Genomic DNA, 26,643 nt, shown 5'->3' with positions numbered 1-26,643 from the left:
CAAAATTGAGTTAAAAGGAGAATCCATGAGGCAGAGAAAGAAAAAATAATATACATTTGCAATAACTTTTACAGGACTGAATATGGTACCGTTTGCAGCGTCATGACGGTACCGATTCGAGCGATACGATGGTACCGATTACAGTGCTACGCATGGTACCGATTCAGCGCTATCGTCAGCCGGGGCTTGGTGCTCTGCTCGGGAAAAATTGTAGACAATGACATGCCGTGCTCCAGCAGCACTTCGGCTATGGCCATGGCACGCACGAAATCCTCGTCCGAACAGTACAAGTCCTTCATGGTCCATCCCGACTCGTACTTGCGCATGGCCGTGAAGATGGACATCAGCCTGCACGCTATCAGACCCAGACGGTATACCATGCTTTCCTTATCGGTACCCTCTTCGAGCGACACCTCGGAAAGCATGCGCGAAAACGTCTCGTCGTGACGCTTCCACTGCTCGTCGGTAAGCAGGACGTTGGTGGGCGACTCCAGCAGGAAATAGTACATCCGGCGCACGTCCTGGCTCAGCTTGCGGAACAGGGCGGTCGACTCGGACCGCCCTTTACGGGGCTTGGCCGATATCCATCGGGGCTTCTGTACCACCGTGTAGTACATGCCGCGGCTGAACATTCCGTTCTCTTCATTGCCTACAAAACGGACGAACTGCCCGTAGGTACCGCCCATGGAGCCCGCCACACGCGACTCGTAGGCTACAATCTTGCGCTTGTCTACCTTGTAGTCGATAGACACTTCCTCGTGGTGGAAAGCCGCACGGAGTATGTCGTCAAAATGCCCGCAGTCCTGGTTCATGGAATAGGTGAGCATGTCCAGCTCGGTGGCGTTGATGATCACGCCCAGCGGATTCTCGGCGATGCTCCGCACCAGGCGGCTGTGCGACGTGCCGGCGGGCTGCAGGATGCACTTGCGTATGGGCTCCTGCGGCTCGGTCTCATCCCCTCCCACTTCCTTCTTCTTTTTCCGGTGCTCGTCCCAACGCAGCAGCTCCGTCCTGTAGGCGTTCTGCCTCCGCTCATTCTCCTTGTCGAAATCAAGCTGAATCAGGCGGGGCAGATGGGCCGCCAGCGAGAGTACGCCCTTTCCGCTGCCCGCCTTGGCGATGGCGAAGAAATACAGGTGGGGCGAACAGAACTTGTCGGCATAGTTTATCTCTACATAGGGCAGGCAGCCGCTCAGGTTGGCCAGCATGGAGAGGAAGAGCATGTCGCGCTCCCATTCCGAACGGGCGGCGGTAATGCCTTCCGCCAGGATGGCGGGCAGACCCTGGTAGACCTCATCGGGTATCAGTGACAGGTTTTCAAGTCCGGAAGAGTCCTTACCGCCTTCTTTTTCAGACAGATATTCTTTTTCCAGACTATCAGAAAAGGTTTTACTGATAGTTTTGATAGTTTTGAAGGTTTTCCCCTCCGGATGTTCGGCCATTGTCTTCAGGGCATGGTCGTAACCCCACCTCATCCGGCCGCCGATCTGCTCGGCCCCGTACTCGGTGTCACGCATCTCGTCTACCGTCAGCCGGATCAGCTCGTCCAGCTCGGACAACGACAGGTGGCGGAAACCGGCGTGACGGCCCAGATGCAGGAAAAAGTAGTTGCGGTTACCCTCACCTCCCCAGTTGTTCTTCATGAAGTCATGGAGAATGCCCGCCAGCACTCCTCCCGCACGATACGGGGCACCGGCGGCTTCAGGAACGGAATTACCGGCAGATCCAGGAACGGAATTACCGGCAGCCCCGGAAACAGGTACGCCTGCCGGAACAGATACCCCCGCCGCCTCCCGACCCGGAGCTCCTACCGGTAAAGCAGACGGCCCACCGGATGCCGGCGCCTCCTGCGCCGCCTCTTCACGGAGGTAATCGGGAGACAGCGGAAACGGTTCCACCGCTCCGGGGTTGATCCAGATGTCGGGATCGAAGGCCGTGAACGACGCACGGGCGATGTCCTTGCACTGCATGTCGCACGGATGGGCGCAGAGCCGGCTGATGAAGGAAGCCACCTGCAGGTAACGCCCGCGGATGAGACGCACGTCGCGCGTACCCATATCCACCACCACCCGGAGTCCTTCGCCCGAAAAGGTGGTGTAAACCGCATACACGAAAGGCAGGTGCAGCTTTTCCTTCAGCTCGGCCAGCCGGGGACCTACATGGTCGAGGTCGAATCCCGCCACGCCCGACACTTCCGTGAGATACTGCTCGCCGCGCCCGCCTTCGCATACGCCACCGAACACCGCACACTCCTGCGACTTCTTCAAGTCTTGGGCCTCCCGCTTCTTCCCTTCTTCCAGAAGCTGCCTGTACCGGCGCTGTATCACGCCGTTCACGTCACGGCCTACATGCCTTGTCAAATACTCGTGCAGGCTTATCACCATAGGACTCTTATCCCACACATTTCTAAACAGTGTAATTTTAATATTTTTCATCAGTATCAGATTATTGTTACAAAAAAATAACAAGGAGAAATACTTTGAATGTAATTTTCGTAAGTAAATTTATACAAAATATTCAAAATATTATAATTTTCTTCCAATTATTTTACATCTGAAAGTAAATTCATAATATTATAATTATCATTGATATAAATTATCGTAAATAAGAAGAAAAGTCGTCCGGATATTTGGAATATTATATATTTTTTAGTATATTACAGCACTTCAAAAAACGTATAGCACATTATATATATTTTATTTTTTATGGAAGAAGAAAGATTCAAGATCCGCGCCTACCGGAAGTCGGAACTGGCGCAACTTTACAGACCCGAAATCTGCAAGGCCTCGGCGCTGCAGTGCCTGAGCCGCTGGATAAACCGCTGCAAGCCGCTGGTGGAAGAGCTCGAAAAGAGAGGACAGTACAAGAGGGGCCAGTTCTACACGGCCTCCGAAGTGAGACTCATCGTAGAATACCTGGGTTATCCCGACTGACGGAGGGAATATACCTACAAGGCACTTCATATACGAGCAAACGGAAACGGCGCGGAAACGGGATAAGGTATCTTTGCGACAGGAACAGAACGGTATCGGTCGATACCGGAAAAAAGATGTACTGACTATGAAAAAAAATCACACCATTCCCGGCAAGCGGGAACGCAGAATGCTTTATCTTATCATCCACGCCTCACACACCCCGCCGGGTGCGGCGTGCAGCAGTGACCGACTTCCGGTCAGCCCCCACTACTATGTGCGACGGAACGGTACGGTAGAAAGGCCCGTACCCCGGAACGACCCGGGAAGGCATTGCCCCTGGTTCGACCTGAACAGTGTGGGCATCTGCTACGAGGGCGGCGCAGACAAGGACGGCAATACGGCCGACACGCGCACCACCCTGCAGCGCATCGCCATATTCGACCTGGTGACGCTCTTCAGCAACGTATTTCCCGGAATGAAGGTGAAAAGCGTGCGCCACATGACGGCCGGCGGTACCTGCACAGACCCGGGATACGACGTGGAACGCGAATACGGCGTATGGATAGAAATACCGAAGTATAACCTTGACCAAACGGAAGATCGCAGATGACAGCCATTTTCATGATTACGCCCCTGAAGGAAGAACTGAGGGGCATGCGGCTGCTGGTTACCCGGATGCAGTGGCACCACTTTATAGTAGAGATTGTACTGATAGCGGCCATCCTGGTACTGTAGGCGGCAGTCACGGACTCCCGGCTGCCGCCTGCAAACCAGACTAAAAAAGAAAAATCCTCTCCCGCCCGTGAAGGTGGAAGAGGATTTCATCTTTTTTATATGGAGTATGAGGGGTTTATTTGTATTCGTCCCAGCTCTTGATGCCTATATCGTCAATGCTCATGGTGCAGAACGCCTGGATGAAGGCGCTGGCCAGACGGGCGTTGGTTATAAGCGGAATATTCAGGTCGATGGCGGCGCGGCGGATCTTGTATCCGTTGTCCAGCTCGCCGGCCGACAGGTCGCGCGGGATGTTCACCACCATGTCTATCTCCTTCTTGTGCAGCATCTCCAGTGCCTGCGGATGTCCTTCCTCGCTCGGCCAGTACACGCGGGTGTTCTCGATGCCGTTCTCGGTGAGGAACTTGGAGGTTCCGCCGGTAGCGTACAGCTTGTAGCCCTTCTTCTGCAACATTCTGGAAGCGGCCAGCATGTCTACCTTCTGGCGCGGAGTTCCGGTAGAGAGCAGGATGTTCTTTTCGGGGATGCGGTAACCTACCGACAGCATTGACTTGAGCACGGCGCATGACGTGTCGTCGCCCAGACAGCCTACCTCACCGGTAGAAGCCATGTCGACACCCAGTACAGGGTCGGCCTTCTGCAGACGGTTGAATGAGAACTGGCTGGCCTTGATTCCTACGTAGTCGAGTTCGAAGAGGTTCTTTTCGGGCTTTTCTACCGGCAGGCCCAGCATGACCTTGGTAGCCAGCTCGATGAAGTTGATCTTCAGCACCTTGCTCACGAACGGGAACGAACGTGACGCACGCAGGTTACATTCTATCACCTTGATGTCGTTTTCACGGGCCAGGAACTGGATGTTGAACGGACCGGAGATGTTCAGCTCTTTCGCAATCTGGCGTGAAATGCGCTTGATGCGGCGTACGGTCTCTACATACAGCTTCTGCGGCGGGAACTGGATGGTTGCATCGCCCGAGTGTACGCCGGCAAACTCAATGTGCTCGCTGATGGCGTAGCAGATGATTTCACCGTTCTGTGCCACGGCATCCATCTCCACTTCCTTGGCGTGCTCGATGAACTGGCTCACCACTACCGGGTGTTTCTTCGATACGTTGGCCGCCAGCTTGAGGAAGCGTTCCAGCTCTTCCTGGTTAGAACATACGTTCATGGCAGCACCCGAAAGTACATACGACGGACGTACCAATACCGGGAAGCCTACCTTCTGGATGAAGGCGTTGATGTCTTCCATGGAGGTCAATGCGCTCCATTCAGGCTGGTCTACGCCGATGCGGTCCAGCATAGCCGAGAACTTGTCACGGTCTTCGGCGTTGTCGATGCTCTTGGCCGATGTTCCGAGGATGTTCACGTGCTGCGCGTCCAGGCGCATGGCCAGGTTGTTCGGGATCTGTCCGCCGGTCGATACAATCACGCCGTGCGGGTTCTCGAGGTCGAGGATATCCATTACACGCTCGAAGGTAAGCTCGTCGAAATACAGACGGTCGCACATGTCGTAGTCGGTCGAAACGGTTTCGGGGTTATAGTTGATCATTACGCTGCGGTAACCTTCCTTGCGGATGGTGTTCAGGGCCTGTACGCCGCACCAGTCGAACTCAACCGACGAACCGATACGGTAGGCACCCGAACCGAGCACCACGATACTCTTGCGGTCGCCCAGGTAGTGCACGTCGTTGGCCACGCCGCTGTAGGTAAGATACAGGTAGTTGGTCTGTGCCGGATATTCGGCAGCCAGGGTATCGATCTGCTTCACTACCGGTACGATGCCCACTTTCTTGCGGTGTTCGCGCACCAGCATGATGCCGTCTTCCATATCGCCTTCGAAACCGATGGCACGTGCCACCTGGAAGTCGGAGAAGCCCTGGCGTTTGGCCTTGTACAACAGCTCGTCGGGCAGTTCGGAGAGCTGTTTATGGTTGTTGCCCCATTCATGGAGCTCCTTGGATGTCTGCATGATGGAAGCCAGCTTGTAGAGGAACCACTTGTCGATCTTGGTCAGATCATGGATCTGGTCTACGGTATAGCCGGCACGCATGGCCTTCGAGATGACGAAGATACGCTTGTCGGTAGGTTCACGCAGCGCCTTGTCGACGTCGGCAATCTGCAGTTCCTTGTTCTCCACGAAGCCGTGCATTCCCTGGCCTATCATACGGAGACCTTTCTGGATGGCTTCCTCGAAGGTACGTCCGATGGCCATGACCTCGCCTACCGACTTCATGCTGGAACCCAGTTCGCGGTCTACACCGTGGAACTTGCCCAGGTCCCAGCGCGGGATCTTACATACCACATAGTCGAGCGCCGGTTCGAAGAAGGCCGAAGTGGTCTTGGTAACCGAGTTCTTCAGGTCGAACAGTCCGTAACCCAGTCCCAGCTTGGCGGCCACGAAAGCCAGCGGATAGCCGGTAGCCTTGGATGCCAGTGCCGAAGAACGGCTCAGACGGGCGTTCACCTCGATGACACGGTAGTCTTCCGATTCGGGGTCGAAGGCGTACTGCACGTTACATTCGCCGATGATACCCACGTGGCGGATGATGCGGATGGCCAGTTCACGCAGCTTGTGGTACTCGCTGTTGGTGAGTGTCTGCGACGGGGCGATTACGATAGACTCGCCGGTATGGATACCCAGCGGGTCGAAGTTCTCCATGTTACATACGGTGATACAGTTGTCGAAACGGTCGCGCACCACTTCGTATTCCACTTCCTTCCAGCCTTTCAGACTCTTTTCGACCAGCACCTGCGGAGAGAAGGAGAAAGCCTTTTCGGCCAGTACGTTCAGTTCCTCTTCATTGTCGCAGAAGCCCGATCCCAGACCTCCCAGTGCGTATGCGGCACGGATGATGACCGGATAGCCCAGGGCCTTGGCCGCGCGGCGCGCGTCTTCGATATTCTCTACGGCTTCACTCTTGATGGTCTTTACATGGATTTCGTCCAGCTTCTTCACGAAAAGCTCGCGGTCTTCGGTGTCCATGATGGCCTGTACCGGAGTACCCAGCACCTCCACGTTATACTTGTTGAACACGTCGGCCTTGTAAAGAGCCACACCGCAGTTCAGGGCAGTCTGTCCACCGAACGACAGCAGCACGCCGTCGGGGCGTTCCTTCTCGATGACCTTTTCCACGAAATACGGGGTAACCGGCAGGAAATAGATCTTGTCGGCCACACCTTCCGAGGTCTGCACGGTAGCGATGTTCGGGTTGATCAGGACGGTTTCGATCCCTTCTTCCTTCAGCGCCTTCAGGGCCTGTGAACCGGAGTAGTCGAACTCGCCGGCTTCACCGATCTTCAACGCTCCCGAACCTAACAATAATACTTTCTTTATATTTTCTTTCATTGTCTTCTAAGGTTTTTAATGGATTACAGCAACTTTACAAACTCGTCGAACAGGAACTCTGTATCGGTAGGACCGCTGGCGGCTTCGGGATGGAACTGTGCCGAGAACCAGGGGTTCTTCTTGTGGCGGATACCTTCGTTCGAGCCGTCGTTCATATTGATGAAGAGGGGTTCCCAGTCGGCTCCCAGGGTATTGTTGTCGACTGCGTAGCCGTGGTTCTGGCTGGTAATGAAGCAACGTTCGGTGCCTACCATACGTACCGGCTGGTTGTGGCTGCGGTGACCGTATTTCAGCTTGTATATTCTGGCTCCTCCCGCCTTTGAAAGCAGCTGGTTACCCATACAGATACCGAAGATAGGCAGTTTCTCGTCCTGCATGGCCTTGCGGATGTTCTGCACGGCGGCGTCGCAGGTGTCGGGGTCGCCCGGTCCGTTTGAAATGAACAGTCCGTCGAACTCCAGCGAATTGAAGTCGTAGTCCCAGGGCACGCGGATCACTTCCACGTCGCGTTTCAGCAGGCAGCGGATGATGTTCGCCTTCACGCCGCAGTCTACCAGCACCACCTTCTTCTTTCCGGCACCTTCGTTGTAACGGATAATCTCCTTGCATGAAACCTTGTCGACATAGTTCACGCCCGCATAGGTAGCTTCGGGGATGTTGTCGGGTTCATCGTCGAACACGATCTTTCCCATCATAACCCCGTGTTCGCGCAGCACCTTTGTCAGCTCACGCGTGTCGATGCCGGTGATACCCGGAACCTGCTCACGCTTCAGCCAGTCGGCCAGGCTCTCCACCGCATTCCAATGGCTGTACTTTTCGCTGTAGTCACTTACAATAATCGCTTCGGCATGGATCTTTTCGCTCTCCATAAAAGTGGGAAGCCCGTTTGCCTCGAAAGTGAACGGAGGCACCCCATAGTTACCTACCAGCGGATAGGTCAGTGTCATCAACTGGCCGGCATACGATGGATCGGTCAAGCTCTCTGGGTAACCGGTCATCGCCGTATTGAACACCACTTCACCGGCTACCGGTTTTTCATAACCGAACGACTTGCCATGGAAGCGGCTCCCGTCGTCGAGGATCAATGTTACATTTCTCATTACCTTTTTATATATAATATCGTTTTTTTATTAGGTTTTCTCAAACAATCAGAATTTGAAGTTCTCTTCAATATAGTCTATGAAGGCCTGGTTCACCAGCTTCACGCCGCCCGGTGTAGGATAGTCGCCGCTGAAATACCAGTCGCCCTCATTCTTCGGGCAGGCCTTATGCAGCCCTTCAAGGCTCTGGTACACGATCTCCACCTCGGCCTGTGTACCCGCCGGGGTGAGCAGCTCTACCATCTTGGAAGAGATCTCCTCGTCGGTGAAGGGGGCATAGATTTCCTTCACATAGTTCACCATCTGTTCTTTGGGCAGCCCTACCTGTGCCTTCGCCTTGCGGTAGGCCTCACCGATCACGTTCATCATGCCACGGTCCTGCAGCAGGGCTATCGCCGCCTTGAACGCAATGAACTGCTCCATGCTGGCCATGTCGATGCCGTAATAATCGGGGTAACGCACCTGGGGTGAAGACGAAACGATGACGATCTTCTTCGGATGCAGACGGTCGAGGATACTGATGATACTCTGCTTCAGGGTGGTTCCGCGCACGATACTGTCATCGATGATCACCAGGTTGTCTTCATAAGGGATCAGGCTGCCGTAGGTGATGTCGTACACATGGGCGGCCAGGTCGTTACGGGTATTGCCTTCGGCAATAAAGGTACGCAGCTTGATATCCTTGATGGCCACTTTCTCGCTGCGGATGCGCTGTGAAAGGATCTGCTCCAGCTCTTCGTGGCTCGGGGCGTGTCCCAGAGCTTCGATGCGTTTCACCTTCAGTTGGTTCAGGTAATTGTCGAACCCTTCCAGCATACCGTAGAAAGCCACTTCGGCCGTATTCGGGATGAACGAGAACACCGTATGAACTACATCGTTGTCGATGGCCTTCAGGATAGGGGTCACCAGACTCTTTCCGAGCTGCTTGCGCTCACGGTAGATGTCCTTGTCGCTCCCCCGGCTGAAATAGATGCGCTCGAACGAGCAGGCTTTCTTCTGCTTCGGCTCGTTGATCTGTGCCAGACGGTCCTTGCCGTATTTGTTGATGAGCAGGGCCTGTCCCGGTTCCAGTTCACGGATGCTGTCGGCAGGCACGTTCAGGGCCGTCTGTATGACAGGGCGTTCGGAAGCCAGCACGATGATTTCATCGTCCTTGTACCAGAATGCCGGACGGATTCCCCACGGGTCGCGCACGGCGAACTGCTCGCCGCTTCCGGTCATGCCGCAGATTACGTAACCTCCGTCCCACTTCGGGCTCGACGTCTTGAGCACGTTAGACAGGTCGATGCGGTCTTCGATGGCGTGCGTGATGTCCATGCCTTCCAGTCCTTCGCTCTTGCACTCGCGGTAAAGGCGTTCCACCTCACGGTCCAGGCGGTGTCCCACCTGTTCCAGCATGATATAGGTATCGGCATATTTACGCGGATGCTGGCCGTCGGCCGTGATGTCGGCGAAAATCTCGTCCACGTTGGTCAGGTTGAAGTTGCCGCAAAGCGTCAGGTTCTTCGCGCGCCAGTTGTTGCGGCGCAGGAATGGATGTACATACGAGATGCCGCTCTTTCCGGTAGTGGAATAGCGCAGGTGACCCAGATACAGCTCACCGGCGAAAGGCAGGCACTGCTTGGCGTATTCGGCGTCATGCAGCTGTTCGGGAGTCAGGTCCTTGAAACAGGAATGTACCGTACTGAAGATTTCAGTAATGGCGCCCGAACCCAGGGCACGTTCACGGAACATGTATTCCTCTCCGGGGTTTGCCTGCAGTTTCACACACGCCAGCCCCGCAGCTTCCTGACCACGGTTATGCTGCTTCTCCATCAACAGATAGAGTTTGTTCAGCCCGTACATCCACGTGCCGTATTTTTCCTGATAGTACTCCAGCGGCTTCAACAGACGGATCATCGCTACACCGCATTCGTGTTTAAGTGGTTCCATATCAATCTTTTCCTTTAATCTTGTTAGTCCTTTAGCTATATAATCCCCTCGGAACCTCGCCTATATATAGAACAACGCCCGGATTTGCCGAAAAGCAATTCCGGGTGTCATATATATAAGTGAATGTTTCTGCTGGAATAAAAATTCTGATAAACGACAGAATGAAAATCCTGAAAAGCGACAAAAAGCGAAATATGGAAAAAAAGGAAAACGAAAGGAAATGAACCGAAACAACAGCCCTCATTTCCATCCATCCCGAAAGGCAACGACTGTATTCCCGCATCAGGATATCCACCTTCATTGTCAATATAATCCATCACATTCCGCATCGTTATGTCACATCACAATTCGGGATGCAAATATACGAATTTTCCTATATACAGCCCAATATTTTTTCAAGTTTTATAACGTTTTAAAAAAAGAACCGGGAGAATGGAAAAGAGGTGCCGGAACAAAAAAGAGGGGACCGCAACAAGCTGTCCCCTCTTCTGCCGAGAGCCGAAAGCGGGACTCGAACCCGCGACTTACTCATTACGAATGAGTTACTCTACCAACTGAGTTATTTCGGCGATAACCACAACCGGATCTGATTCCGAATTGCGCTGCAAATTTATTTTTTTCTTTCGAGCGACAAAAGAAAAATCCCATTTTTTTTAGCCGGAAACGTAAAATTAGCCTGCCACACCCGTAACGGCACATTTCGGAAAACACACGCCTCGGAATATCCTTTTTATGAATAATTCCCGAATAAGATTACAAAATATCATTTATTCCGCATTTTACTTGATAAATTACAACTTAAAGAATACATTTGCAGTAAATCTAACAAAAAAGACAACTATATATGATATATCCTATTATTACAGCACAGGAAGCAGCAGCTTCCATACAGAACGGAGAAACCGTAGGCATCGGAGGGTTCTCGTCGGTAGGTACACCGAAAGCCGTACCTGCCGCACTAGCCGAATACGCCGAATCACTCCACAAGGAAGGTAAGGAATTCAAGATAGGCCTGATTACCGGCGGAGCTACCGGAAACCAGGTAGACAGCGCACTGGCAAAGGCGCATGCAGTCACCTTCCGTACCCCCTTCCAGTCGAACAAAGACATGCGGAACGCCATCAACGACAAGGAGATCAAGTACTTCGACCTGCATCTCTCACAGATAGGTCAGGACGTACGCTATGGATTCCTGGGTGACATAGACACCGCCATCGTGGAAGTATCGGAAATCACCCCCGACGGGAGACTGATACCGAGCACCTCGGTAGGTATCTCGCCTACCCTGGTAAAAGTGGCCCGGAAAGTGATAGTCGAACTGAATGCGGCCCATACCGGCCGGCTGAACGGCATGCACGACATATTCATACCGGCAACTCCTCCCTACCGCACCGAACTGCCCATCTACCATGTGAACGACCGAGTAGGAAGCATTAGCATGGAGGTGGACCCCAAGAAGGTGATAGGGGTAGTCATGACCAACGAAAGAGACCAGATAGCGCCTTTCACCCCGCTGAACGACACGACCCGCCAGATAGGGTTGAACGTAGCCAATTTTCTGGAACGCGAATGGAGCAGAGGCGCCATCCCGAAGGAATTCCTGCCGTTGCAGTCGGGCGTAGGGAACATCGCCAACGCCGTGCTGGGTGCTCTGGGCAACGAAAAGAAGCTGCCCGCCTTCTCCATGTTCACCGAGGTGATACAGAACTCGGTTATCGACCTGATGCTGCAGGGACGCATCAACTATGTGGCGGGAAGCTCGCTTACCCTCTCGGACGACAAGCTGGATACTCTCTATGAACATATAGGAGACCTGAAGGAACGCGTCATCCTGCGGCCACAGGAAACCACCAATCACCCGGAAATCATCCGACGACTGGGCATCATAGCCGTGAACACGGCACTGGAAGCTGACATTTTCGGCAACGTAAACAGTACCCATGTACTGGGTAGCAAGATGATGAACGGTATAGGAGGATCGGGCGACTTCGCACGCAACGCCTACCTTTCCATCTTCACCACCCCGTCGACCGCCAAGGGAGGACTGATATCATCCATCGTACCGCAGGTATCACACGTAGACAGCACCGAGCATGACGTGCGCATCATCGCCACCGAACAGGGAGTGGCCGACCTGCGCGGCAAGTGCCCGTACGACCGTGCGCGCTGCATCATCGAGAATTGTGCGCATCCAGACTACAAGCAGCTGCTTTGGGATTACCTGAAGCTGTCGGAAGGGAAATCCTGTCACACCCCCATGTCACTGCAGAACGCATTCAAAATGCACATCGCCTTTGCCGAAACCGGCGATATGAGAAACACCCGTTTCGAATAAACATACCCGGACACGGGTACCACAATACAGACAGAAAAGAACGGAGGCCGGGAAATTTCCCGGCCTCCGTCTTTTTCTTATTCTTATTTCAAGCGGACATCCATTCCGCACGGCAGATACAATGCAACATTACCATTCCACGAACTTGCCTCTCGCCCTGCGTTCCTCCAGGATAGCAGCCAGGCGCTTGTTCTTGGAAGAGGCGATGTACTTACGGCCGAAGATGTTCGGAATGGCTACACCCAAGGCGATACACATGATCACCAGCCCTGAGTTGACACCGCTCTCGATGGCCTTCATCAGCGGAGTCACCTCATCGAGTGTCTGCACATTCATGTTGATAAGGCCGAACAGCATGCGGTACATCAACACCCCGGGAATCATCGGGATGACGGAAGGGATAGTCAGCACATGGTTGGGCACGTGGAACCAGTGTACCGCCTTGATAGCAATCAAGCTGACCAGTATAGCACCAGCAAAGGAACCGATAACCAGCCCCATATCCAGACCGATATTATTGGTAGAAGGACCCAGGTTCACGAAGTTACGCGTACATACCGCAATGATACCTCCGATAGCAACTACCCACAGCAGCCGGCGCTGAATATTGAAGATCATAGAAAAGCCCATAGCCGAAATTGCTGCAGCAATGGCATACTCCCAATACTTGTGGTGAGGCACCATACTGATGGTAGGGAAGAAGTTGTTCACATGGCAAAGCTTCACGGCAAACGCAATACCGAAAGCCATGGCGGCTACCATCAGCAAGGTATTAACCGCCCTCACAATACCTACCTGTATATAGTTGTCGAGCATATCGTCCACGAAATTGATCAGCGGCACTCCCGGCACGATAAACAGGGCGCAAGCCAACAACGGATGCCAGGGAGTAGATGTCCATGCATCCGGAAGTAAAGTACTGGCCCATGCCAGGATCGTGGCCACGAAGGCCGAAATAGCGATACCCATATAATGGTTCAATCCTGATTCATTACATTTCCCACGGACACGCATACCGATAATAGCAGCCAAAGAAGCGTAAAGAAACGCCATCCAGTCGCAACCGAACTGGATACAGAATCCACCGCAGGCAAACCCCGCACCTACAGCTACCTGCCAGGGGGTATAGTTGCGTTTCTTGGTTCTGATTTTCTCCAACTCTTCCTCGTACTGGTCGAGCGTATAGTCGTTCTCGATCGCTCTCCAGGAAAGTTTGCTCACTTCGGAAATAGCCGTCATATTCACTCCATGTCCTTCGATACGCTGAAATTTGGTGAAAGAATAGTCGCCGTCACTGACATTCACCATCAGCATGGTAAAACTCACATTGATGTGCAGCTTTTCCTCCGGAATACCCAGATATGCTGCCGTACGTTTCATGTTACGTACGATACGGTTCGTGTCGGCCAGACTTTCAACCAACAGCTTTCCGGTACGCAGCAAAAGGTCAACCCGACGGTGCAACAACTGGTCATGAGCCTTGACCGTCGTTTCCAAATGTTTTTCCAGTGTCATTAATTCGTTCTCTGATACCATTATGTTTAAAAGCTTATTTTCGCCGCAAAGGTAGTAAAATATATTTTTAAACTTTACCTTTGCATTCCTTAAAGTTATATATATGCATAAACTTTCACACATAGGTTACGAAAAGAAGACGGTGGAACAGATGATCAGGCTGTACTGCCGACACAAGGAGGGAAACAAGGAGCTGTGCCCTTCCTGCCGGAAAATTCTGGATTACGCCCTGCAACGTCTGTCGAAATGTCCTTTCGGAGAAGAAAAGCCTACCTGCCGTTTTTGCAAGATCCACTGCTACAGGCCGGAAATGAAGGAAAAGATACGTGCCATCATGCGCTATGCAGGACCGCGGATGTTGCTATACCACCCTGCCGACGCCATCGTCCATCTGTGGAGGGAACGACGGAAATGAAACCGAGACAGGCAGAAATGCGCCCGCCTACCAGAGATACGAAAATATCCGTACCTGTGTGGAACATATTGTAGAATTTTTCTACAAATCTGCGGAAAATACACAATATAAAAATAATCTTAAAGTGTACATACAACACTGATTTTCAAGACTTAAATATTTTTCTTATATTTGGCATACATATTGCCGGCATGCCTTTCGGCATCTAACATAAAAAATAGAAAGTATGAAACGTTTTTTGACCAAGAGAGAGTTGAAACTTAAGAGGAAACAGACCATTTATGCCATTATAGGCATTGCAGTCATTATCGGAATCTATCTCATCGCAACCCGGAAAAAGGAACAGATTCCCGAATATCCGGTAGTCAATATAGCTCCCGCTGCCCGACAGGACGTGGAAATCTACGGAGACTATGTAGGGCGCATACGTGCGCAACAGTTCGTAGAAGTACGTGCCCGGGTAGAAGGATTCCTTGAAAAGATGCTTTTCGCAGAAGGTACTTACGTAAAACATAACCAGGTACTGTTTGTCATCAACCAGGACCGCTACCGCGCGAAGGCCGACAAGGCACGCGCCCAGCTGAAGAAAGACGAAGCACAGGCACGGAAAGCACAGCGCGATCTGGAGCGTATCCGCCCGCTGTATGAACAGAACGCGGCGAGCCAGCTCGACCTGGACAACGCCGTGGCTGCTTACGAAACAGCTGTGGCCAGTGTGGGGATGAGCAAGGCCGACCTTGATCAGGCCGAACAGGAACTGGGCTATACCGTGGTGCGCTCACCTATCTCGGGACACATCAGCGAAAGGCATGTCGACCTGGGTACGCTGGTGGGAGGAAGCGGAAAATCGCTGCTGGCAACCATCGTCAAGAGCGATACGGTACTGGTAGACTTCAGCATGACAGCTCTTGACTACCTGAAGAGCAAGGAACGTAACGTCACCCTGGGACAAAAAGACTCCAGCCGCTCATGGCAGCCTACCGTTACCATCACCCTCCCCGACAACAGCGTCTATGAACACAAAGGTCTGGTAGACTTTGCCGAACCTCAGGTCAACCCGAAAACCGGAACATTCTCCGTCCGCGCGGAAATGGCCAACCCCGACCATGTGCTGTTGCCCGGACAGTTCACCAAAGTAAGGCTGTTGCTGGATGTACGCGAAAACGCGACAGTAGTTCCGCAGAAATCGCTGATTATCGAAAAGGGAGGAGCCTATGTGTTCGTCATGCGGCGTGACTCGACCGTAGAGAAACGTTTCATTGAAGTAGGTCCGGAATTCCAGAACAACGTAGTTGTGGAACGAGGACTCGCTCCGGGAGAACTCATCGTGACCGAGGGTTACCACAAGCTGACTCCCGGTATCAAGGTACGCGTAGAAGCGGCTCCAGTGAAAGAAGATGAAAAAGAAAAGGTACAAGCCACCGAAGAGTAACCAGCAACCCTAAAAACGCGCACGTATGAAAGTCAGTTTCTTTATTGACAGACCTGTATTCTCGGCTGTCATATCCATCATAATCGTTATCATAGGTATCATCGGACTTACCATGCTGCCTATCGACCAGTATCCGCAGATCACACCGCCAGTAGTCAAGATCAGTGCATCCTATCCGGGAGCAAGCGCCGTGACAGTATCGCAGGCAGTAGCCACACCGATCGAACAGGAACTGAACGGTACGCCGGGAATGATCTACATGGAATCAAACAGCTCCAACTCGGGAAGCTTCTCGGCCACCGTGACCTTCGACATTTCGGCCGACCCGGATCTGGCCGCAGTGGAAATTCAGAACCGTATCAAGCTGGCGGAATCCCGACTTCCGGCGGAAGTCATCCAAAACGGTATTTCGGTAGAGAAGCAGGCGGCGAGCCAGCTGATGACCCTCTGCCTTCGTTCGGACGACCCCAAATTCGACGAAATCTACCTGAGCAACTTCGCTACCCTCAACGTACTCGACCTGCTGCGCCGTATTCCGGGCGTGGGACGTGTATCGAACATCGGTAGCCGTTACTACGCCATGCAGATATGGGTAGACCCGGCCAAGCTCGCCAATTTCGGCATGACCGTACAGGACGTGCAGAACGCCCTGAAGGACCAGAACCGTGAATCGGCCGCCGGTGTGCTGGGACAACAGCCTGTAACGGGGCTCGACATCACCACCCCGATCACGGCACAGGGACGTCTGTCTTCGGCCTCACAGTTCGAAGAAATCGTTCTCCGCGCCAACGCCGACGGCTCCATGATCCGCATGCGCGACGTGGCACGGGTTTCGCTGGAAGCCTCATCCTACAATACCGAAAGTGGTATCAACGGAGGCAACGCGGCCGTACTGGGCATCTACATGCTGCCGGGAGCCAACGCCATGGAAGTGGCCGAAAGTGTAAAGAAGGAAATGGAGGAAATCAGTAAGAATTTCCCGGAAGGAATGCATTACGAGATTCCTTTCGACATGACCACTTATATATCCGAATCCATCCATGAAGTATACAAGACCCTGTTCGAGGCCCTGTTCCTGGTTATCGTAGTGGTATTCCTCTCGCTGCAGAGCTGGCGGGCTACCGTCATCCCCATCGTGGCCGTGCCCATCTCACTGATAGGTACCTTCGGATTCATGCTGATATTCGGCTTCTCACTGAACATGCTTACCCTGCTGGGACTGATCCTGGCCATCGGTATCGTGGTGGACGACGCCATCGTAGTGGTGGAAAACGTGGAGCGCATCATGGAGGAAGAGAAGCTCAGTCCGTATGAAGCGACCAAGAAGGCGATGGAAAGCCTTACCGGCGCCCTGATAGCCACCTCCATGGTACTGGCGGCTGTATTCGTGCCCGTAAGCTTCCTGTCGGGCATTACCGGACAGCTCTACCGCCAGTTCAGCGTGACCATTGCCGTATCGGTCATCCTCTCTACGGTAGTAGCTCTGACACTGAGCCCGGTAATGTGTTCGCTCATCCTGAAGCCTACCGACCCGAACAAGCCCAAGAACCGGGTGTTCAACTTTATCAATAAATGGCTGGCTATCGGCAACAACAAATACGTGGCGGGAATCAAGAAAGTAATCCGCCATCCGAAACGGGTAACCGTAGCCTTCGGCATCGTGATTATCTTCATCTTCCTGTTCCACCGGCTGATACCCAGCAGCTTCCTTCCTACCGAAGACCAGGGATACTTCACCGTCGAACTGGAACTTCCCGAAGGCGCCACACTGGAGCGTACCCGTGCCGTAACCGACAGGGCCATCGCCTTTCTGATGAAACACCCGGCCGTGGAATACGTGCAGAACGTGACGGGAAGCAGTCCGCGTGTAGGCACCAGCCAGGCCCGAAGCCAGCTCACGGTCATCCTGAAAGAATGGAAGGAAAGAGACGACACTACCATCGGCAAGATTATGGCCGAGGTACAGGAGGAACTGAAACAGTACCCCGAATCGAAGGTATACCTTTCCACCCCACCGGTCATTCCGGGACTAGGTACGTCGGGAGGTTTCGAAATGCAGCTTGAAGCCCGCGGCGACGCCACCTACGACGATCTGGTAAAGGCTACCGACACGCTGATGTACTACGCTTCGCAAAGGAAAGAATTCGCCGGACTGTCGACTTCGCTCCAGGCGGAAATCCCGCAGCTCTACTTCGACGTAGACCGCGACCAGGTGAAACTTCTGGGAGTTCCGATGGCCGACGTGTTCTCTACCATGAAAGCCTATACCGGTTCGGTATATGTGAACGACTTCAACATGTTCAACCGTATCTACCGTGTATACATCCAGGCCGAAGCACCGTACCGTGAACACCGCGACAACATCGGACTGTTCTTCGTGCGCGGCAGCGACGGTTCCATGATTCCGCTGACTTCCCTGGGTACCACCCAGTACACCACGGGACCGGGAAGCATCAAGCGCTTCAACATGTTCAACACATCCATTATCCGCGGAACGGCGGCCAACGGAGCCAGCTCGGGACAGGTAATGGAGATACTTGAACAGATAGCCCGCGAGAAGCTGCCCAAAAACATCGGTGTGGAATGGAGCGGACTCTCCTATCAGGAAAAGGCAGCCGGCGGACAGACAGGCATGATCATCGCACTGGTATTCCTGTTCGTGTTCCTCTTCCTGGCCGCCCTGTATGAAAGCTGGAGCATCCCGATAGCGGTGCTGATATCACTTCCGGTAGCCGTACTGGGCGCCTATGCCGGAGTTGCCCTGTGCGGACTTGAAAACGACACCTACTTCCAGATCGGTCTGGTCATGCTGATCGGTCTGGCTGCCAAGAACGCCATCCTGATTGTGGAATTCGCCAAGGAAGAAGTGGACCAGGGCAAGGACCTGGTAGAATCGGCCCTCCATGCGGCCCACCTCCGCTTCCGCCCTATCCTGATGACCTCCCTGGCCTTTATCCTGGGTATGGTCCCGATGGTCATGGCCACCGGACCGGGATCTGCCAGCCGCCAGGCTATCGGTACCGGTGTGTTCTTCGGTATGATTGTAGCGGTGACGGTAGGTATCCTACTGGTTCCGTTCTTCTTTGTAATGATCTACAAGGCAAAAAACAAGCTGAAAAATAAACGAGCAAACAACTAAATGTCGGTCAAGAATATGAAACATACATATACAGCCTGCAAAATCGCATTCATCCTGGCAGCGGTATTCCTCCTCGGAAGCTGCCAGATAGGCAAACACTATACCCGCCCGGAACTGAAACTGCCAGAAACGCTGGACAGCCTGAGTGTGGACAGCAACTCGATTGCCGATTACCCGTGGGAACAGCTCTATACAGACACCATCCTGCAGGACCTGATACGGAAAACCTTGTCGTACAACAAGGACATGCAGATAGCGGCGGCACGGATCAAGGAAATGGCAGCCCTGAAACGCATTGACTTCGCCAACCTCTTCCCGCAGGTGGGCGCCCGGGTCTATGCCGAAAAGGAAGCCGACAACTACGGAGGCAACAAGTATAATCCCGACAACCAGTTCGACCTGAAAGGGGTGATCAGCTGGGAGCTCGACCTCTGGGGCAAACTGAGATGGGCACGCGACAAGAGCCTGGCCGACTTCATGGGATCGATCGAGAACCAACGCGCCCTGAAGATGAGCCTTGTGGCACAGGTGGCACAGTCTTACTTCGAACTGGTGGCCCTGGACAATGAACTGGCCATCGTAAGACAGACGGTAGACGCCCGCCGCGAAAGCCTCCGTCTGGCACGTCTGCGCTACGAAGGGGGACTGACTTCGGAAACCGCTTTCCGGCAGTCACAGGTAGAACTGGCCAAGACCGCTACCCTGGTGCCCGACCTGGAACGGAAAATAGCGTTGAAGGAAAATGACATCGCCTTCCTGACCGGTGAATACCCGCACCGCATCAAACGCACGGCCATGCTGGAAGACGTAACGTTTGCGGCAAGCCTACCCGTAGGATTACCCTCCGCCCTGCTCGAACGCCGCCCGGATGTGCGACAGGCCGAACAGGCCCTGATTGCCGCCAATGCGGAAGTGGGTGTAGCCTTCACCAAAATGTTCCCAAGCATCAGTCTGACAGCCAATCTGGGAGCGGAAAGCGAAGAGTTGGGTGACCTGCTGAAATCGCCGTACCACCTCATCAGCGGTACACTGCTGCAGCCCCTCTTTGCCATGGGCAAGAACAGAGCCGCCCTGAAAGCAAAGAAGGCAGCCTACGAAGAAGCTACCTACTCTTATGAAAAAACTGTGCTAAACGCCTTCAAAGAGGCCTACAATGCCATTGTGGAATTCAACAAGATAAAAGAAATTTACGAGACACGTCTGCGCCTGGAACAGGCTTCAAAGAGTACCCTGGAACTGGCACAGCTACAGTACATGAACGGGGTGATAGGCTATATGGACCTGCTCGACGCACAGCGTACCTACCTGGATGCGCAGATCGGACTGAGCAACGCTGTACGCGACAAACAGCTGACCATGGTCAACCTGTACAAGGCGCTGGGCGGAGGCTGGAAGGAATAAGGACAGAATCATTTCTGCCCTTTTCCGAATAACAGCTTATAGTCTCTTCCGGCTGCGGGAACAGTCCATTCCTCGGGAATGAACTTCCACTGGTCCAACGGCTTCGGGTCGAGAACCTTCACCTCTTCGATCCGCTTCATCAGATAATAGCGCAGGTCCTTGTCGGTTGAGAACACGATCCGCTTGGAAAGTTCCTGCTTCGGGATACCTGCACCCTTCGTCAGCAGGTCGCCCCCACCGTTTCCGCGGTAGGAATTGACAGCCACCCGATACACACGGTCCAGGCTGAACGGACTTCCGTCGGCCATGCTTTCAATGGTAATCTTCTCTCCCTGCGGTTTGGTTACGTCGACGGTATAGATGATGCCCGCCGCCGAGTCGAAATTGAAACTCGGATTCCGGAACCATCCGAAACCGTCGGGCTTGTCGTTCAGAAGCAGCAGATGATCGTCGGCCGACTTCATCCGGTTTGTCCAGATAGCGTACGACATTTCGAGGAAATCCTTGATCTCCTGCCCTGTCAGCTCCATCGTATACAGCATGTTCTCATATTTATAAAGGTTGAACATGTCGCTCATATAGATATCCCCCTCCCTGATCTCGGCGGCAAACGAAAGCGGCGCACAGAAAGAGATGTCGGCTCCGGTAATGTCAAGTTGCAGCTGGTGAAGCAGATCGATGAAAGCCGACGGGCCGAAATAGGCGTCCTTAGTGGTAATGGTACGGCTGATCCGTCCGATTTTCCGGGATACGAAACCGGCTGTAGCCTCATACTCCGGCCGGAACCGCTCCATGAAAGCCTCATCGACCGCAATGTCGCTCACATCGGCCAGTTTCCCTTCGACCGACTTAGCAACCACCTTCCCGTCCTTCCGGGTTATCTTCACCGTCACATCCGCCACCACCTTGGCCGTATTCGCCGGATCGACAAGCAAGACCGAATCGCCTGCCACATTGGCCACTTTGCCGCAATGGCGCACATGGTCGTGCCCCATAAACACCACATCGAACCCGGGCACATTCTCGGCCACCAGCCTCGACCCGTTCTCGATCACATTATCCAGTCTGTTCCCTTCAGGGCCGGCATGGAACAGCCCCACCAGTACATCGGGATTCTCCTTTTCACGGATCACCTTCACCCACTTGCGGGCACATGTCTCCATATCCTCGAACTTCAGTCCGCTCCACAGCTTTTCGGGAAGCCAGGAAGGGATGGAGGGAGTAATCATCCCCAGTACAGCCACCTTCACCCCGCCACGTTCGATGATGTGATAAGGCGGCAGGTAAGGTTCACCCGTCTCCGCATCCAGTATGTTTGCTCCCAGCACGGGAAAGCGGCACTGCTTCACCCAGCGGTCGAATACCGCATGTCCGGTCTCCACGTCATGATTGCCCATGGTCGCCACATCATACCCCATGTAGTTGAGCATGGCAGCGTTGACATGCACCGACGCCGTATCAATGTAATTGTAATAATACGCCACAGGCTGCCCCTGCAGGATATCTCCGTTATCGACCAATATCAGGCGGTCGCCGTACGTCTTCCGCTGTCCGTTGACATAGGTGGAAACACGCGCCAGGCTCCCTTTGGTAGGCTGCCGGCGGATAAAATCGTACGGGAAATAAGAGCCGTGCACGTCACTTGTTTCCACAAGCTTCAGGGTCACCTCCTCCTCGCCCGAAGCGAAGGCTCCCAGCGTAGTACAAAGGCCCAGCAAAACAGTAAAAAAGAAACTTGACTTCATAATTTATCAAACTGAATTCATAAACTAAAAAAAGATACTGACCTACAAAAATAAGACAATTTGTAAATAAACAGGAGACAGACAATATAAAATAGGCTAAAATGAGGTATAATTATGACAAAAACAGCTTGGTTGGCATATATTTTGTTTCATGTATGTTAAAAAAACAACTGACTTTATGGCTTACATAGACTATTACAAAGTATTGGGGGTGGACAAGACAGCCACCCAAGATGATATCAAGAAAGCATACCGTAAGCTGGCGCGTAAGTATCATCCCGACCTGAATCCGAACGACCCGTCGGCCAAAGGAAAATTTCAGGAGATCAACGAAGCCAATGAGGTATTGAGCGATCCGGAAAAGCGTAAGAAATATGACGCCTACGGAGAGAACTGGAAACATGCCGATGAGTTCGAAGCGCAGCGGAAAGCTTATGAGGCACAGGGCGGCGGAAACGGACACAGCGAATACTGGTATTCCACCGACGGACAACATTTCACCGGAGGGTTCGGAAACGGTGCCGGAGGGTTCGGCAACGCGGAAGGATTCTCGGATTTCTTTGAAGAACTGTTCGGACACCGCGGACAAGGACGAAGCGCCCGGGGCGGTTTCCGCGGACAAGACATACAGGCCGAGCTGCAGCTTTCACTGAGGGATGCGGCCACGACCCACAAGCAGACCTTTACCGTAAACGGGGAAACCCTGCGTATCACCATTCCGGCCGGTGCTGCCAACGGACAGGTGATCAAACTGGCAGGACACGGAGGAAAAGGAGCGAACGGCGGGCCTAACGGCGACCTGTACATAACATTCGTCATCCCGGACGATCCGGTCTTCAAACGGAAAGGAGACGACCTGTATACGAATGTGAACATTGACCTCTACACTGCCGTACTGGGTGGAGAAGTTACGGTCAACACGCTGGACGGACAAGTCAAACTGAAAGTACGCCCCGGCACGCAGCCGGAAGCGAAAGTCCGCCTGAAAGGCAAAGGATTCCCTGTATACAAGCAGGAAGGAAGCTTCGGCGACCTGATTGTAACCTATCATGTAAATATACCTACCACGCTGAGCGAAAGGCAGAAAGACCTGTTCCGCCAGATTCAGCAAGGATAAACCTAAAAAAGTACGACTATGCAGAACGATTTGATCATAATCAACGACTATTGCAGTCACTGCAATATCGAACCGGACTTTATCCTGATGTTGGGTGAGGACGGGCTGATAAATATTCAGGAAATAAATGACAACCATTGTTTTCCGGCATCACAGCTGAACGAGCTGGAACGGTACGCCCATCTGTATTACGACCTGTCGATCAATATAGAGGGTATCGACGCCATCCGTCATCTGCTGGAACGTATAGAAGACCTGCAGAGACGGGTACGCCTGCTGGAAGACGAACTCCATTTTTATGAGGAATAATCTTATCCCTATTCATAATTGACTTAAGAGGAACTCTGTGCCCGTCATCGGGTACACGGTTCCTCTTTTCATTTCATCATATTCTTTTTTTAGCTACTTTTGCATCCCAGTAACAAAGACCTTATCTACATGGAACAATTCAGTCAGATGATCGCCGCAGCCATGAAGCTGCCCGTACATCGAATAGACAATACACTCAAACTCCTGGCGGGAGGAGCCACCGTACCGTTTATCAGCCGTTACCGTAAGGAAGCTACCGGAGGCATGGACGAAGTACAGATAGAAGAAGTGCAGTCCCGCCATGAAAAGCTGTGCGAACTGGCCAAACGCAAGGAAACCATCCTGTCTACCATCGGAGAACAGGGAAAGCTGACCGACGCCCTCCGCCGGCGCATCGAGGAATGTTGGGACAGCACCGCCCTGGAAGATATCTACCTGCCGTTCAAGCCCAAACGCAAGACCCGTGCGGAAGCGGCACGACAGAAAGGTCTGGAACCGCTGGCCGTACTGCTGATGATGCAGCGCGAGAACAATCTCAATGCAAGGGTACGCACATTCGTGAAAGGTGAAGTGAAAGATGAGGAGGAAGCCCTGAAAGGCGCACGCGACATCATAGCTGAACAGGTGAACGAAGACGAAAAGGCACGTAACATCATCCGCAACCAGTTCGGACGACAGGCTGTAATCACCTCGAAAGTATCGAAAGGCAAGGAGAAGGACGAAACGGCACAGAAATACCGGGACTACTTCGACTTCAGTGAACCGCTGAAGAAGTGTACCTCACACCGCCTGCTGGCCTTGCGCCGCGGGGAAGCGGACGGCATTCTGAAGGTAAGCATCACCCCGGCCGATGAAGAGGAATGTACCATGCGGCTGCAACGACAGTTCGTCAGAGGAAACAATGCCTGTTCCGAACAGGTGGCACAGGCTGTAGACGACGCCTACAAGCGCCTGCTGAAACCTGCCATCGAGACAGAATTCGCTGCATCGAGCAAAGACAAGGCCGATGAAGAGGCTATCAGGGTCTTTGCCGGCAACCTCCGCCAACTGCTTCTGGCTCCGCCTCTGGGACAGAAACGTGTCATGGGAATCGACCCAGGATTCCGTACCGGATGCAAGGTAGTCTGCCTCGACGCACAGGGGACCCTGCTGCATAACGAGGCAATCTTTCCACATCCCCCCAAATCCGACAGAACCGGAGCGGCAAGGAAACTGGTACAGCTGGTAAGCCAATATAAGATAGAAGCCATAGCCATCGGCAACGGAACCGCCAGCCGGGAAACTGAAGAGTTCGTCAAGGCCCAGCGTTTCCCGCACGAAGTACAGGTATTCGTGGTGAGCGAAGACGGGGCATCCGTCTATTCGGCCTCGAAGACAGCCCGCGACGAGTTCCCTGAATACGACGTTACCGTGAGAGGAGCCGTATCCATCGGAAGAAGACTGATGGACCCGCTGGCCGAACTGGTCAAGATCGACCCGAAATCGATCGGTGTAGGACAATATCAGCATGATGTGGACCAGACCCGCCTGAAGGCATCGCTCGACCACACCATAGAAAGCTGTGTCAACCTGGTGGGTGTAAACGTGAACACGGCGAGCAAGCATCTGCTTACCTATGTATCCGGACTGGGACCTGTCCTGGCACAGAACATCGTGGATTACCGTACCGAAAACGGAGCCTTCCGCTCACGCAAGGAGCTGCTGAAAGTACCGCGCATGGGAGCCAAGGCGTTCGAACAGTGCGCGGGATTCCTGCGCATCCCTCATGCCGCCAATCCGCTCGACAACTCGGCCGTACATCCGGAAAGCTACCCCATTGTGGAAAAGATGGCCAAAGACCTGAAATGTTCCGTAAACGACCTGATACAGGACAAGGAACTACGTAACAAGATACAGATAGCCGACTACGTGACCGAAACGACAGGACTCCCTACCCTGACAGACATCATGCAGGAACTGGACAAACCCGGACGTGACCCCAGACAACAGATCGAAGTCTTCTCGTTCGACCCGGACGTACATTCCATCGACGACCTGCACGAAGGGATGGAACTGCCCGGAATCGTGACCAATATCACCAACTTCGGCTGTTTCGTGGATATAGGCATCAAGGAAAACGGACTGGTACATGTATCCCAACTGGCCGACAAGTTTGTGAGTGACCCCGCTACGGTGGTAAGCATCCACCAGCATGTAAGAGTGAAGGTGATCGGCATTGACCATGAACGCCGCCGCATCCAGCTCACCATGAAAGGACTTTCCCAATAAGGGAGCCCGGCAACAATACACAGAACAACAAGGCTAAAAACAGAAAGGAACAAAGATGACAGAAGAAAAACAACTATGCGGCTGGTTCGTATTCAACAGCGGACAGGTGCTCATCGAGAAAAAGGCCGACGGTTACCACATTCCCTACGGCACGGAACCGCCGGTACCCGTACCGGTAGGAAGCAACATACATACCATAGGTGAAATAAACGGACTCCCGGCCAAGACCTACGCCATACATACACCCGTATGCGGCAATGAAGACAGTCTGCGGATGATGAAAGACCTCCGTGCCTCGTACGACGTGCTTCCCCTCGAAGAATACAACCGTGCCGGAAAAGCCTCGCAGATACTGAACTGGGACAGGAACAGCCGTTACTGCCCGATGTGCGGAGTACCCACAGTACAGGTCTCACCCATCGCCAAACGATGCCCCGAATGCCGACAGGAATTCTATCCGCGCATATCACCCGCCATCATCGTGCTGATAAAGAAAGACGACAGCATCCTGCTGGTACACGCACGCAACTTCAGAGGCAGCTTCAAGGGACTGGTAGCCGGTTTCCTCGAACCGGGAGAAAGCCTGGAGGAATGTGTATACCGTGAAGTGATGGAAGAGACCGGCCTGCATATAAAGAACCTGAAATACTTCGGCAGCCAGCCCTGGCCCTACCCTAGCGGTATCATGGTAGGCTATACCGCCGATTATGAAAGCGGCACCATCAAACTGCAGGACGAAGAACTGAGTACAGGAGCCTTCTATACCCGCGACAACCTGCCCGAAATTCCCAAGAAACTGAGCATAGCCCGGAAACTGATTGACGCCTGGTTAGAGCACCGGGTTTAAACCTGTACCATCTTTTTCACAAATATTTAACATGGAAATGCATAAACAATTGTACGTTACAGGATTGTATCCGATTTGAAACCGTTTTGTAACGT

At 53.1% G+C, this 26,643-nt stretch carries 19 protein-coding genes, 1 tRNA gene and 1 pseudogene; 13 read left to right on the top strand and 8 right to left on the bottom strand.

Annotation, left to right across the window (positions count from 1 at the left end; all coding sequences use genetic code 11):
• Positions 1 to 146 precede the first annotated feature (146 nt).
• Positions 147 to 1,475 carry a DUF3987 domain-containing protein gene (locus BQ7489_RS17765; RefSeq protein ID WP_239496930.1) on the bottom strand — a complete coding sequence of 443 codons (1,329 nt, stop codon included), beginning with the start codon at positions 1,473 to 1,475 and terminating at the stop codon, positions 147 to 149.
• 166 nt (positions 1,476 to 1,641) lie between these two features.
• On the opposite strand from BQ7489_RS17765, the gene BQ7489_RS17760 reads away from it, so the two are divergent.
• A complete protein-coding gene (locus tag BQ7489_RS17760) occupies positions 1,642 to 1,872 on the top strand; it encodes a hypothetical protein (protein ID WP_239496929.1) in 231 nt (76 codons plus the stop codon).
• A gap of 56 nt (positions 1,873 to 1,928) precedes the next feature.
• On the opposite strand, the pseudogene BQ7489_RS17970 reads toward BQ7489_RS17760, so the two are convergent.
• Positions 1,929 to 2,384 (bottom strand): annotated as a pseudogene (locus tag BQ7489_RS17970) (BT4734/BF3469 family protein); the annotation flags it as partial.
• A gap of 321 nt (positions 2,385 to 2,705) precedes the next feature.
• On the opposite strand from BQ7489_RS17970, the gene BQ7489_RS08400 reads away from it, so the two are divergent.
• From BQ7489_RS08400 to BQ7489_RS17855, 3 genes are all read left to right on the top strand, one after another.
• Complete coding sequence (locus tag BQ7489_RS08400) at positions 2,706 to 2,933, top strand: DUF4248 domain-containing protein (RefSeq protein WP_072530657.1); 228 nt, start codon at positions 2,706 to 2,708, stop codon at positions 2,931 to 2,933.
• A gap of 127 nt (positions 2,934 to 3,060) precedes the next feature.
• Positions 3,061 to 3,525, top strand: a complete 465-nt coding sequence (locus tag BQ7489_RS08395; protein ID WP_162617787.1) for an N-acetylmuramoyl-L-alanine amidase — start codon at positions 3,061 to 3,063, stop codon at positions 3,523 to 3,525.
• Positions 3,522 to 3,650, top strand: a complete 129-nt coding sequence (locus BQ7489_RS17855; RefSeq protein ID WP_262483179.1) for a hypothetical protein — start codon at positions 3,522 to 3,524, stop codon at positions 3,648 to 3,650. The genes BQ7489_RS08395 and BQ7489_RS17855 overlap by 4 nt, the downstream gene beginning before the upstream one ends.
• A gap of 115 nt (positions 3,651 to 3,765) precedes the next feature.
• Here BQ7489_RS17855 and carB read toward each other — a convergent pair whose 3' ends face one another.
• From carB to BQ7489_RS08370, 4 genes are all read right to left on the bottom strand, one after another.
• Positions 3,766 to 6,993, bottom strand: a complete 3,228-nt coding sequence (gene carB, locus BQ7489_RS08390) for a carbamoyl-phosphate synthase (glutamine-hydrolyzing) large subunit (protein WP_072530655.1) — start codon at positions 6,991 to 6,993, stop codon at positions 3,766 to 3,768.
• A gap of 23 nt (positions 6,994 to 7,016) precedes the next feature.
• Positions 7,017 to 8,093, bottom strand: a complete 1,077-nt coding sequence (carA, locus tag BQ7489_RS08385; RefSeq protein ID WP_072530654.1) for a glutamine-hydrolyzing carbamoyl-phosphate synthase small subunit — start codon at positions 8,091 to 8,093, stop codon at positions 7,017 to 7,019.
• A 48-nt stretch (positions 8,094 to 8,141) separates the two neighbouring features.
• Positions 8,142 to 10,025, bottom strand: coding sequence for an amidophosphoribosyltransferase (locus BQ7489_RS08380; RefSeq protein WP_072530653.1), 1,884 nt, complete (start codon positions 10,023 to 10,025; stop codon positions 8,142 to 8,144).
• A gap of 496 nt (positions 10,026 to 10,521) precedes the next feature.
• Positions 10,522 to 10,594: transfer RNA gene (locus tag BQ7489_RS08370), tRNA-Thr, on the bottom strand.
• Positions 10,595 to 10,869: 275 nt separating this feature from the next.
• On the opposite strand from BQ7489_RS08370, the gene BQ7489_RS08365 reads away from it, so the two are divergent.
• Complete coding sequence (locus BQ7489_RS08365) at positions 10,870 to 12,360, top strand: butyryl-CoA:acetate CoA transferase (protein WP_072530651.1); 1,491 nt, start codon at positions 10,870 to 10,872, stop codon at positions 12,358 to 12,360.
• Between the two features lie 129 nt (positions 12,361 to 12,489).
• Here the strand turns inward: BQ7489_RS08365 and BQ7489_RS08360 are convergent, their stop codons facing one another.
• A complete protein-coding gene (locus BQ7489_RS08360) occupies positions 12,490 to 13,875 on the bottom strand; it encodes a threonine/serine exporter family protein (protein ID WP_072532082.1) in 1,386 nt (461 codons plus the stop codon).
• A 103-nt stretch (positions 13,876 to 13,978) separates the two neighbouring features.
• Here BQ7489_RS08360 and BQ7489_RS08355 point away from each other — a divergent pair, with 103 nt between their 5' ends.
• The 4 genes from BQ7489_RS08355 to BQ7489_RS08340 all read left to right on the top strand — a co-directional run bounded on the left by BQ7489_RS08355 (position 13,979) and on the right by BQ7489_RS08340 (position 20,262).
• On the top strand, positions 13,979 to 14,290 hold the full coding sequence (locus BQ7489_RS08355) for a nitrous oxide-stimulated promoter family protein (RefSeq protein WP_072530650.1): 312 nt from the start codon (positions 13,979 to 13,981) through the stop codon (positions 14,288 to 14,290).
• A gap of 226 nt (positions 14,291 to 14,516) precedes the next feature.
• Positions 14,517 to 15,722, top strand: a complete 1,206-nt coding sequence (locus tag BQ7489_RS08350; RefSeq protein ID WP_072530649.1) for an efflux RND transporter periplasmic adaptor subunit — start codon at positions 14,517 to 14,519, stop codon at positions 15,720 to 15,722.
• A gap of 25 nt (positions 15,723 to 15,747) precedes the next feature.
• The gene (locus tag BQ7489_RS08345; RefSeq protein WP_072530648.1) at positions 15,748 to 18,861 is read left to right on the top strand and encodes an efflux RND transporter permease subunit; all 3,114 of its coding nucleotides are present in this window, start codon (positions 15,748 to 15,750) and stop codon (positions 18,859 to 18,861) included.
• A 15-nt stretch (positions 18,862 to 18,876) separates the two neighbouring features.
• The gene (locus BQ7489_RS08340) at positions 18,877 to 20,262 is read left to right on the top strand and encodes an efflux transporter outer membrane subunit (protein ID WP_072532081.1); all 1,386 of its coding nucleotides are present in this window, start codon (positions 18,877 to 18,879) and stop codon (positions 20,260 to 20,262) included.
• An 8-nt stretch (positions 20,263 to 20,270) separates the two neighbouring features.
• Here the strand turns inward: BQ7489_RS08340 and BQ7489_RS08335 are convergent, their stop codons facing one another.
• Positions 20,271 to 22,007 carry a bifunctional metallophosphatase/5'-nucleotidase gene (locus BQ7489_RS08335; protein ID WP_072530647.1) on the bottom strand — a complete coding sequence of 579 codons (1,737 nt, stop codon included), beginning with the start codon at positions 22,005 to 22,007 and terminating at the stop codon, positions 20,271 to 20,273.
• 178 nt (positions 22,008 to 22,185) lie between these two features.
• Here BQ7489_RS08335 and BQ7489_RS08330 point away from each other — a divergent pair, with 178 nt between their 5' ends.
• From BQ7489_RS08330 to nudC, 4 genes are all read left to right on the top strand, one after another.
• Positions 22,186 to 23,124 carry a DnaJ C-terminal domain-containing protein gene (locus BQ7489_RS08330; RefSeq protein WP_072530646.1) on the top strand — a complete coding sequence of 313 codons (939 nt, stop codon included), beginning with the start codon at positions 22,186 to 22,188 and terminating at the stop codon, positions 23,122 to 23,124.
• Positions 23,125 to 23,142: 18 nt separating this feature from the next.
• Complete coding sequence (locus BQ7489_RS08325) at positions 23,143 to 23,433, top strand: chaperone modulator CbpM (RefSeq protein WP_072530645.1); 291 nt, start codon at positions 23,143 to 23,145, stop codon at positions 23,431 to 23,433.
• A gap of 129 nt (positions 23,434 to 23,562) precedes the next feature.
• Positions 23,563 to 25,701: a Tex family protein gene (locus BQ7489_RS08320; RefSeq protein ID WP_072530644.1), complete on the top strand. Its 2,139-nt coding sequence runs from the start codon at positions 23,563 to 23,565 to the stop codon at positions 25,699 to 25,701.
• A 55-nt stretch (positions 25,702 to 25,756) separates the two neighbouring features.
• The gene (nudC, locus tag BQ7489_RS08315) at positions 25,757 to 26,548 is read left to right on the top strand and encodes an NAD(+) diphosphatase (protein ID WP_072530643.1); all 792 of its coding nucleotides are present in this window, start codon (positions 25,757 to 25,759) and stop codon (positions 26,546 to 26,548) included.
• The last annotated feature ends 95 nt before the right edge of the window (positions 26,549 to 26,643 follow it).

Origin of the sequence: Bacteroides ilei (genome assembly GCF_900128495.1) — a bacterium.
Taxonomy (GTDB): Bacteria; Bacteroidota; Bacteroidia; order Bacteroidales; family Bacteroidaceae; genus Phocaeicola; species Phocaeicola ilei.
This window is presented reverse-complemented; position numbering and strand designations above follow the sequence as displayed.

Bases quoted from the DNA above. Each gene is read 5' to 3' on its own strand.
- BQ7489_RS17765 (WP_239496930.1), bottom strand. From the start codon at position 1,475: ATGAGGTGGGGTTACGACCATGCCCTGAAGACAATGGCCGAACATCCG.
- BQ7489_RS17760 (WP_239496929.1), top strand. From the start codon at position 1,642: ATGAAGTCATGGAGAATGCCCGCCAGCACTCCTCCCGCACGATACGGG.
- BQ7489_RS08400 (WP_072530657.1), top strand. From the start codon at position 2,706: ATGGAAGAAGAAAGATTCAAGATCCGCGCCTACCGGAAGTCGGAACTG.
- BQ7489_RS08395 (WP_162617787.1), top strand. From the start codon at position 3,061: ATGAAAAAAAATCACACCATTCCCGGCAAGCGGGAACGCAGAATGCTT.
- BQ7489_RS17855 (WP_262483179.1), top strand. From the start codon at position 3,522: ATGACAGCCATTTTCATGATTACGCCCCTGAAGGAAGAACTGAGGGGC.
- carB (WP_072530655.1), bottom strand. From the start codon at position 6,993: ATGAAAGAAAATATAAAGAAAGTATTATTGTTAGGTTCGGGAGCGTTG.
- carA (WP_072530654.1), bottom strand. From the start codon at position 8,093: ATGAGAAATGTAACATTGATCCTCGACGACGGGAGCCGCTTCCATGGC.
- BQ7489_RS08380 (WP_072530653.1), bottom strand. From the start codon at position 10,025: ATGGAACCACTTAAACACGAATGCGGTGTAGCGATGATCCGTCTGTTG.
- BQ7489_RS08365 (WP_072530651.1), top strand. From the start codon at position 10,870: ATGATATATCCTATTATTACAGCACAGGAAGCAGCAGCTTCCATACAG.
- BQ7489_RS08360 (WP_072532082.1), bottom strand. From the start codon at position 13,875: ATGACACTGGAAAAACATTTGGAAACGACGGTCAAGGCTCATGACCAG.
- BQ7489_RS08355 (WP_072530650.1), top strand. From the start codon at position 13,979: ATGCATAAACTTTCACACATAGGTTACGAAAAGAAGACGGTGGAACAG.
- BQ7489_RS08350 (WP_072530649.1), top strand. From the start codon at position 14,517: ATGAAACGTTTTTTGACCAAGAGAGAGTTGAAACTTAAGAGGAAACAG.
- BQ7489_RS08345 (WP_072530648.1), top strand. From the start codon at position 15,748: ATGAAAGTCAGTTTCTTTATTGACAGACCTGTATTCTCGGCTGTCATA.
- BQ7489_RS08340 (WP_072532081.1), top strand. From the start codon at position 18,877: ATGAAACATACATATACAGCCTGCAAAATCGCATTCATCCTGGCAGCG.
- BQ7489_RS08335 (WP_072530647.1), bottom strand. From the start codon at position 22,007: ATGAAGTCAAGTTTCTTTTTTACTGTTTTGCTGGGCCTTTGTACTACG.
- BQ7489_RS08330 (WP_072530646.1), top strand. From the start codon at position 22,186: ATGGCTTACATAGACTATTACAAAGTATTGGGGGTGGACAAGACAGCC.
- BQ7489_RS08325 (WP_072530645.1), top strand. From the start codon at position 23,143: ATGCAGAACGATTTGATCATAATCAACGACTATTGCAGTCACTGCAAT.
- BQ7489_RS08320 (WP_072530644.1), top strand. From the start codon at position 23,563: ATGGAACAATTCAGTCAGATGATCGCCGCAGCCATGAAGCTGCCCGTA.
- nudC (WP_072530643.1), top strand. From the start codon at position 25,757: ATGACAGAAGAAAAACAACTATGCGGCTGGTTCGTATTCAACAGCGGA.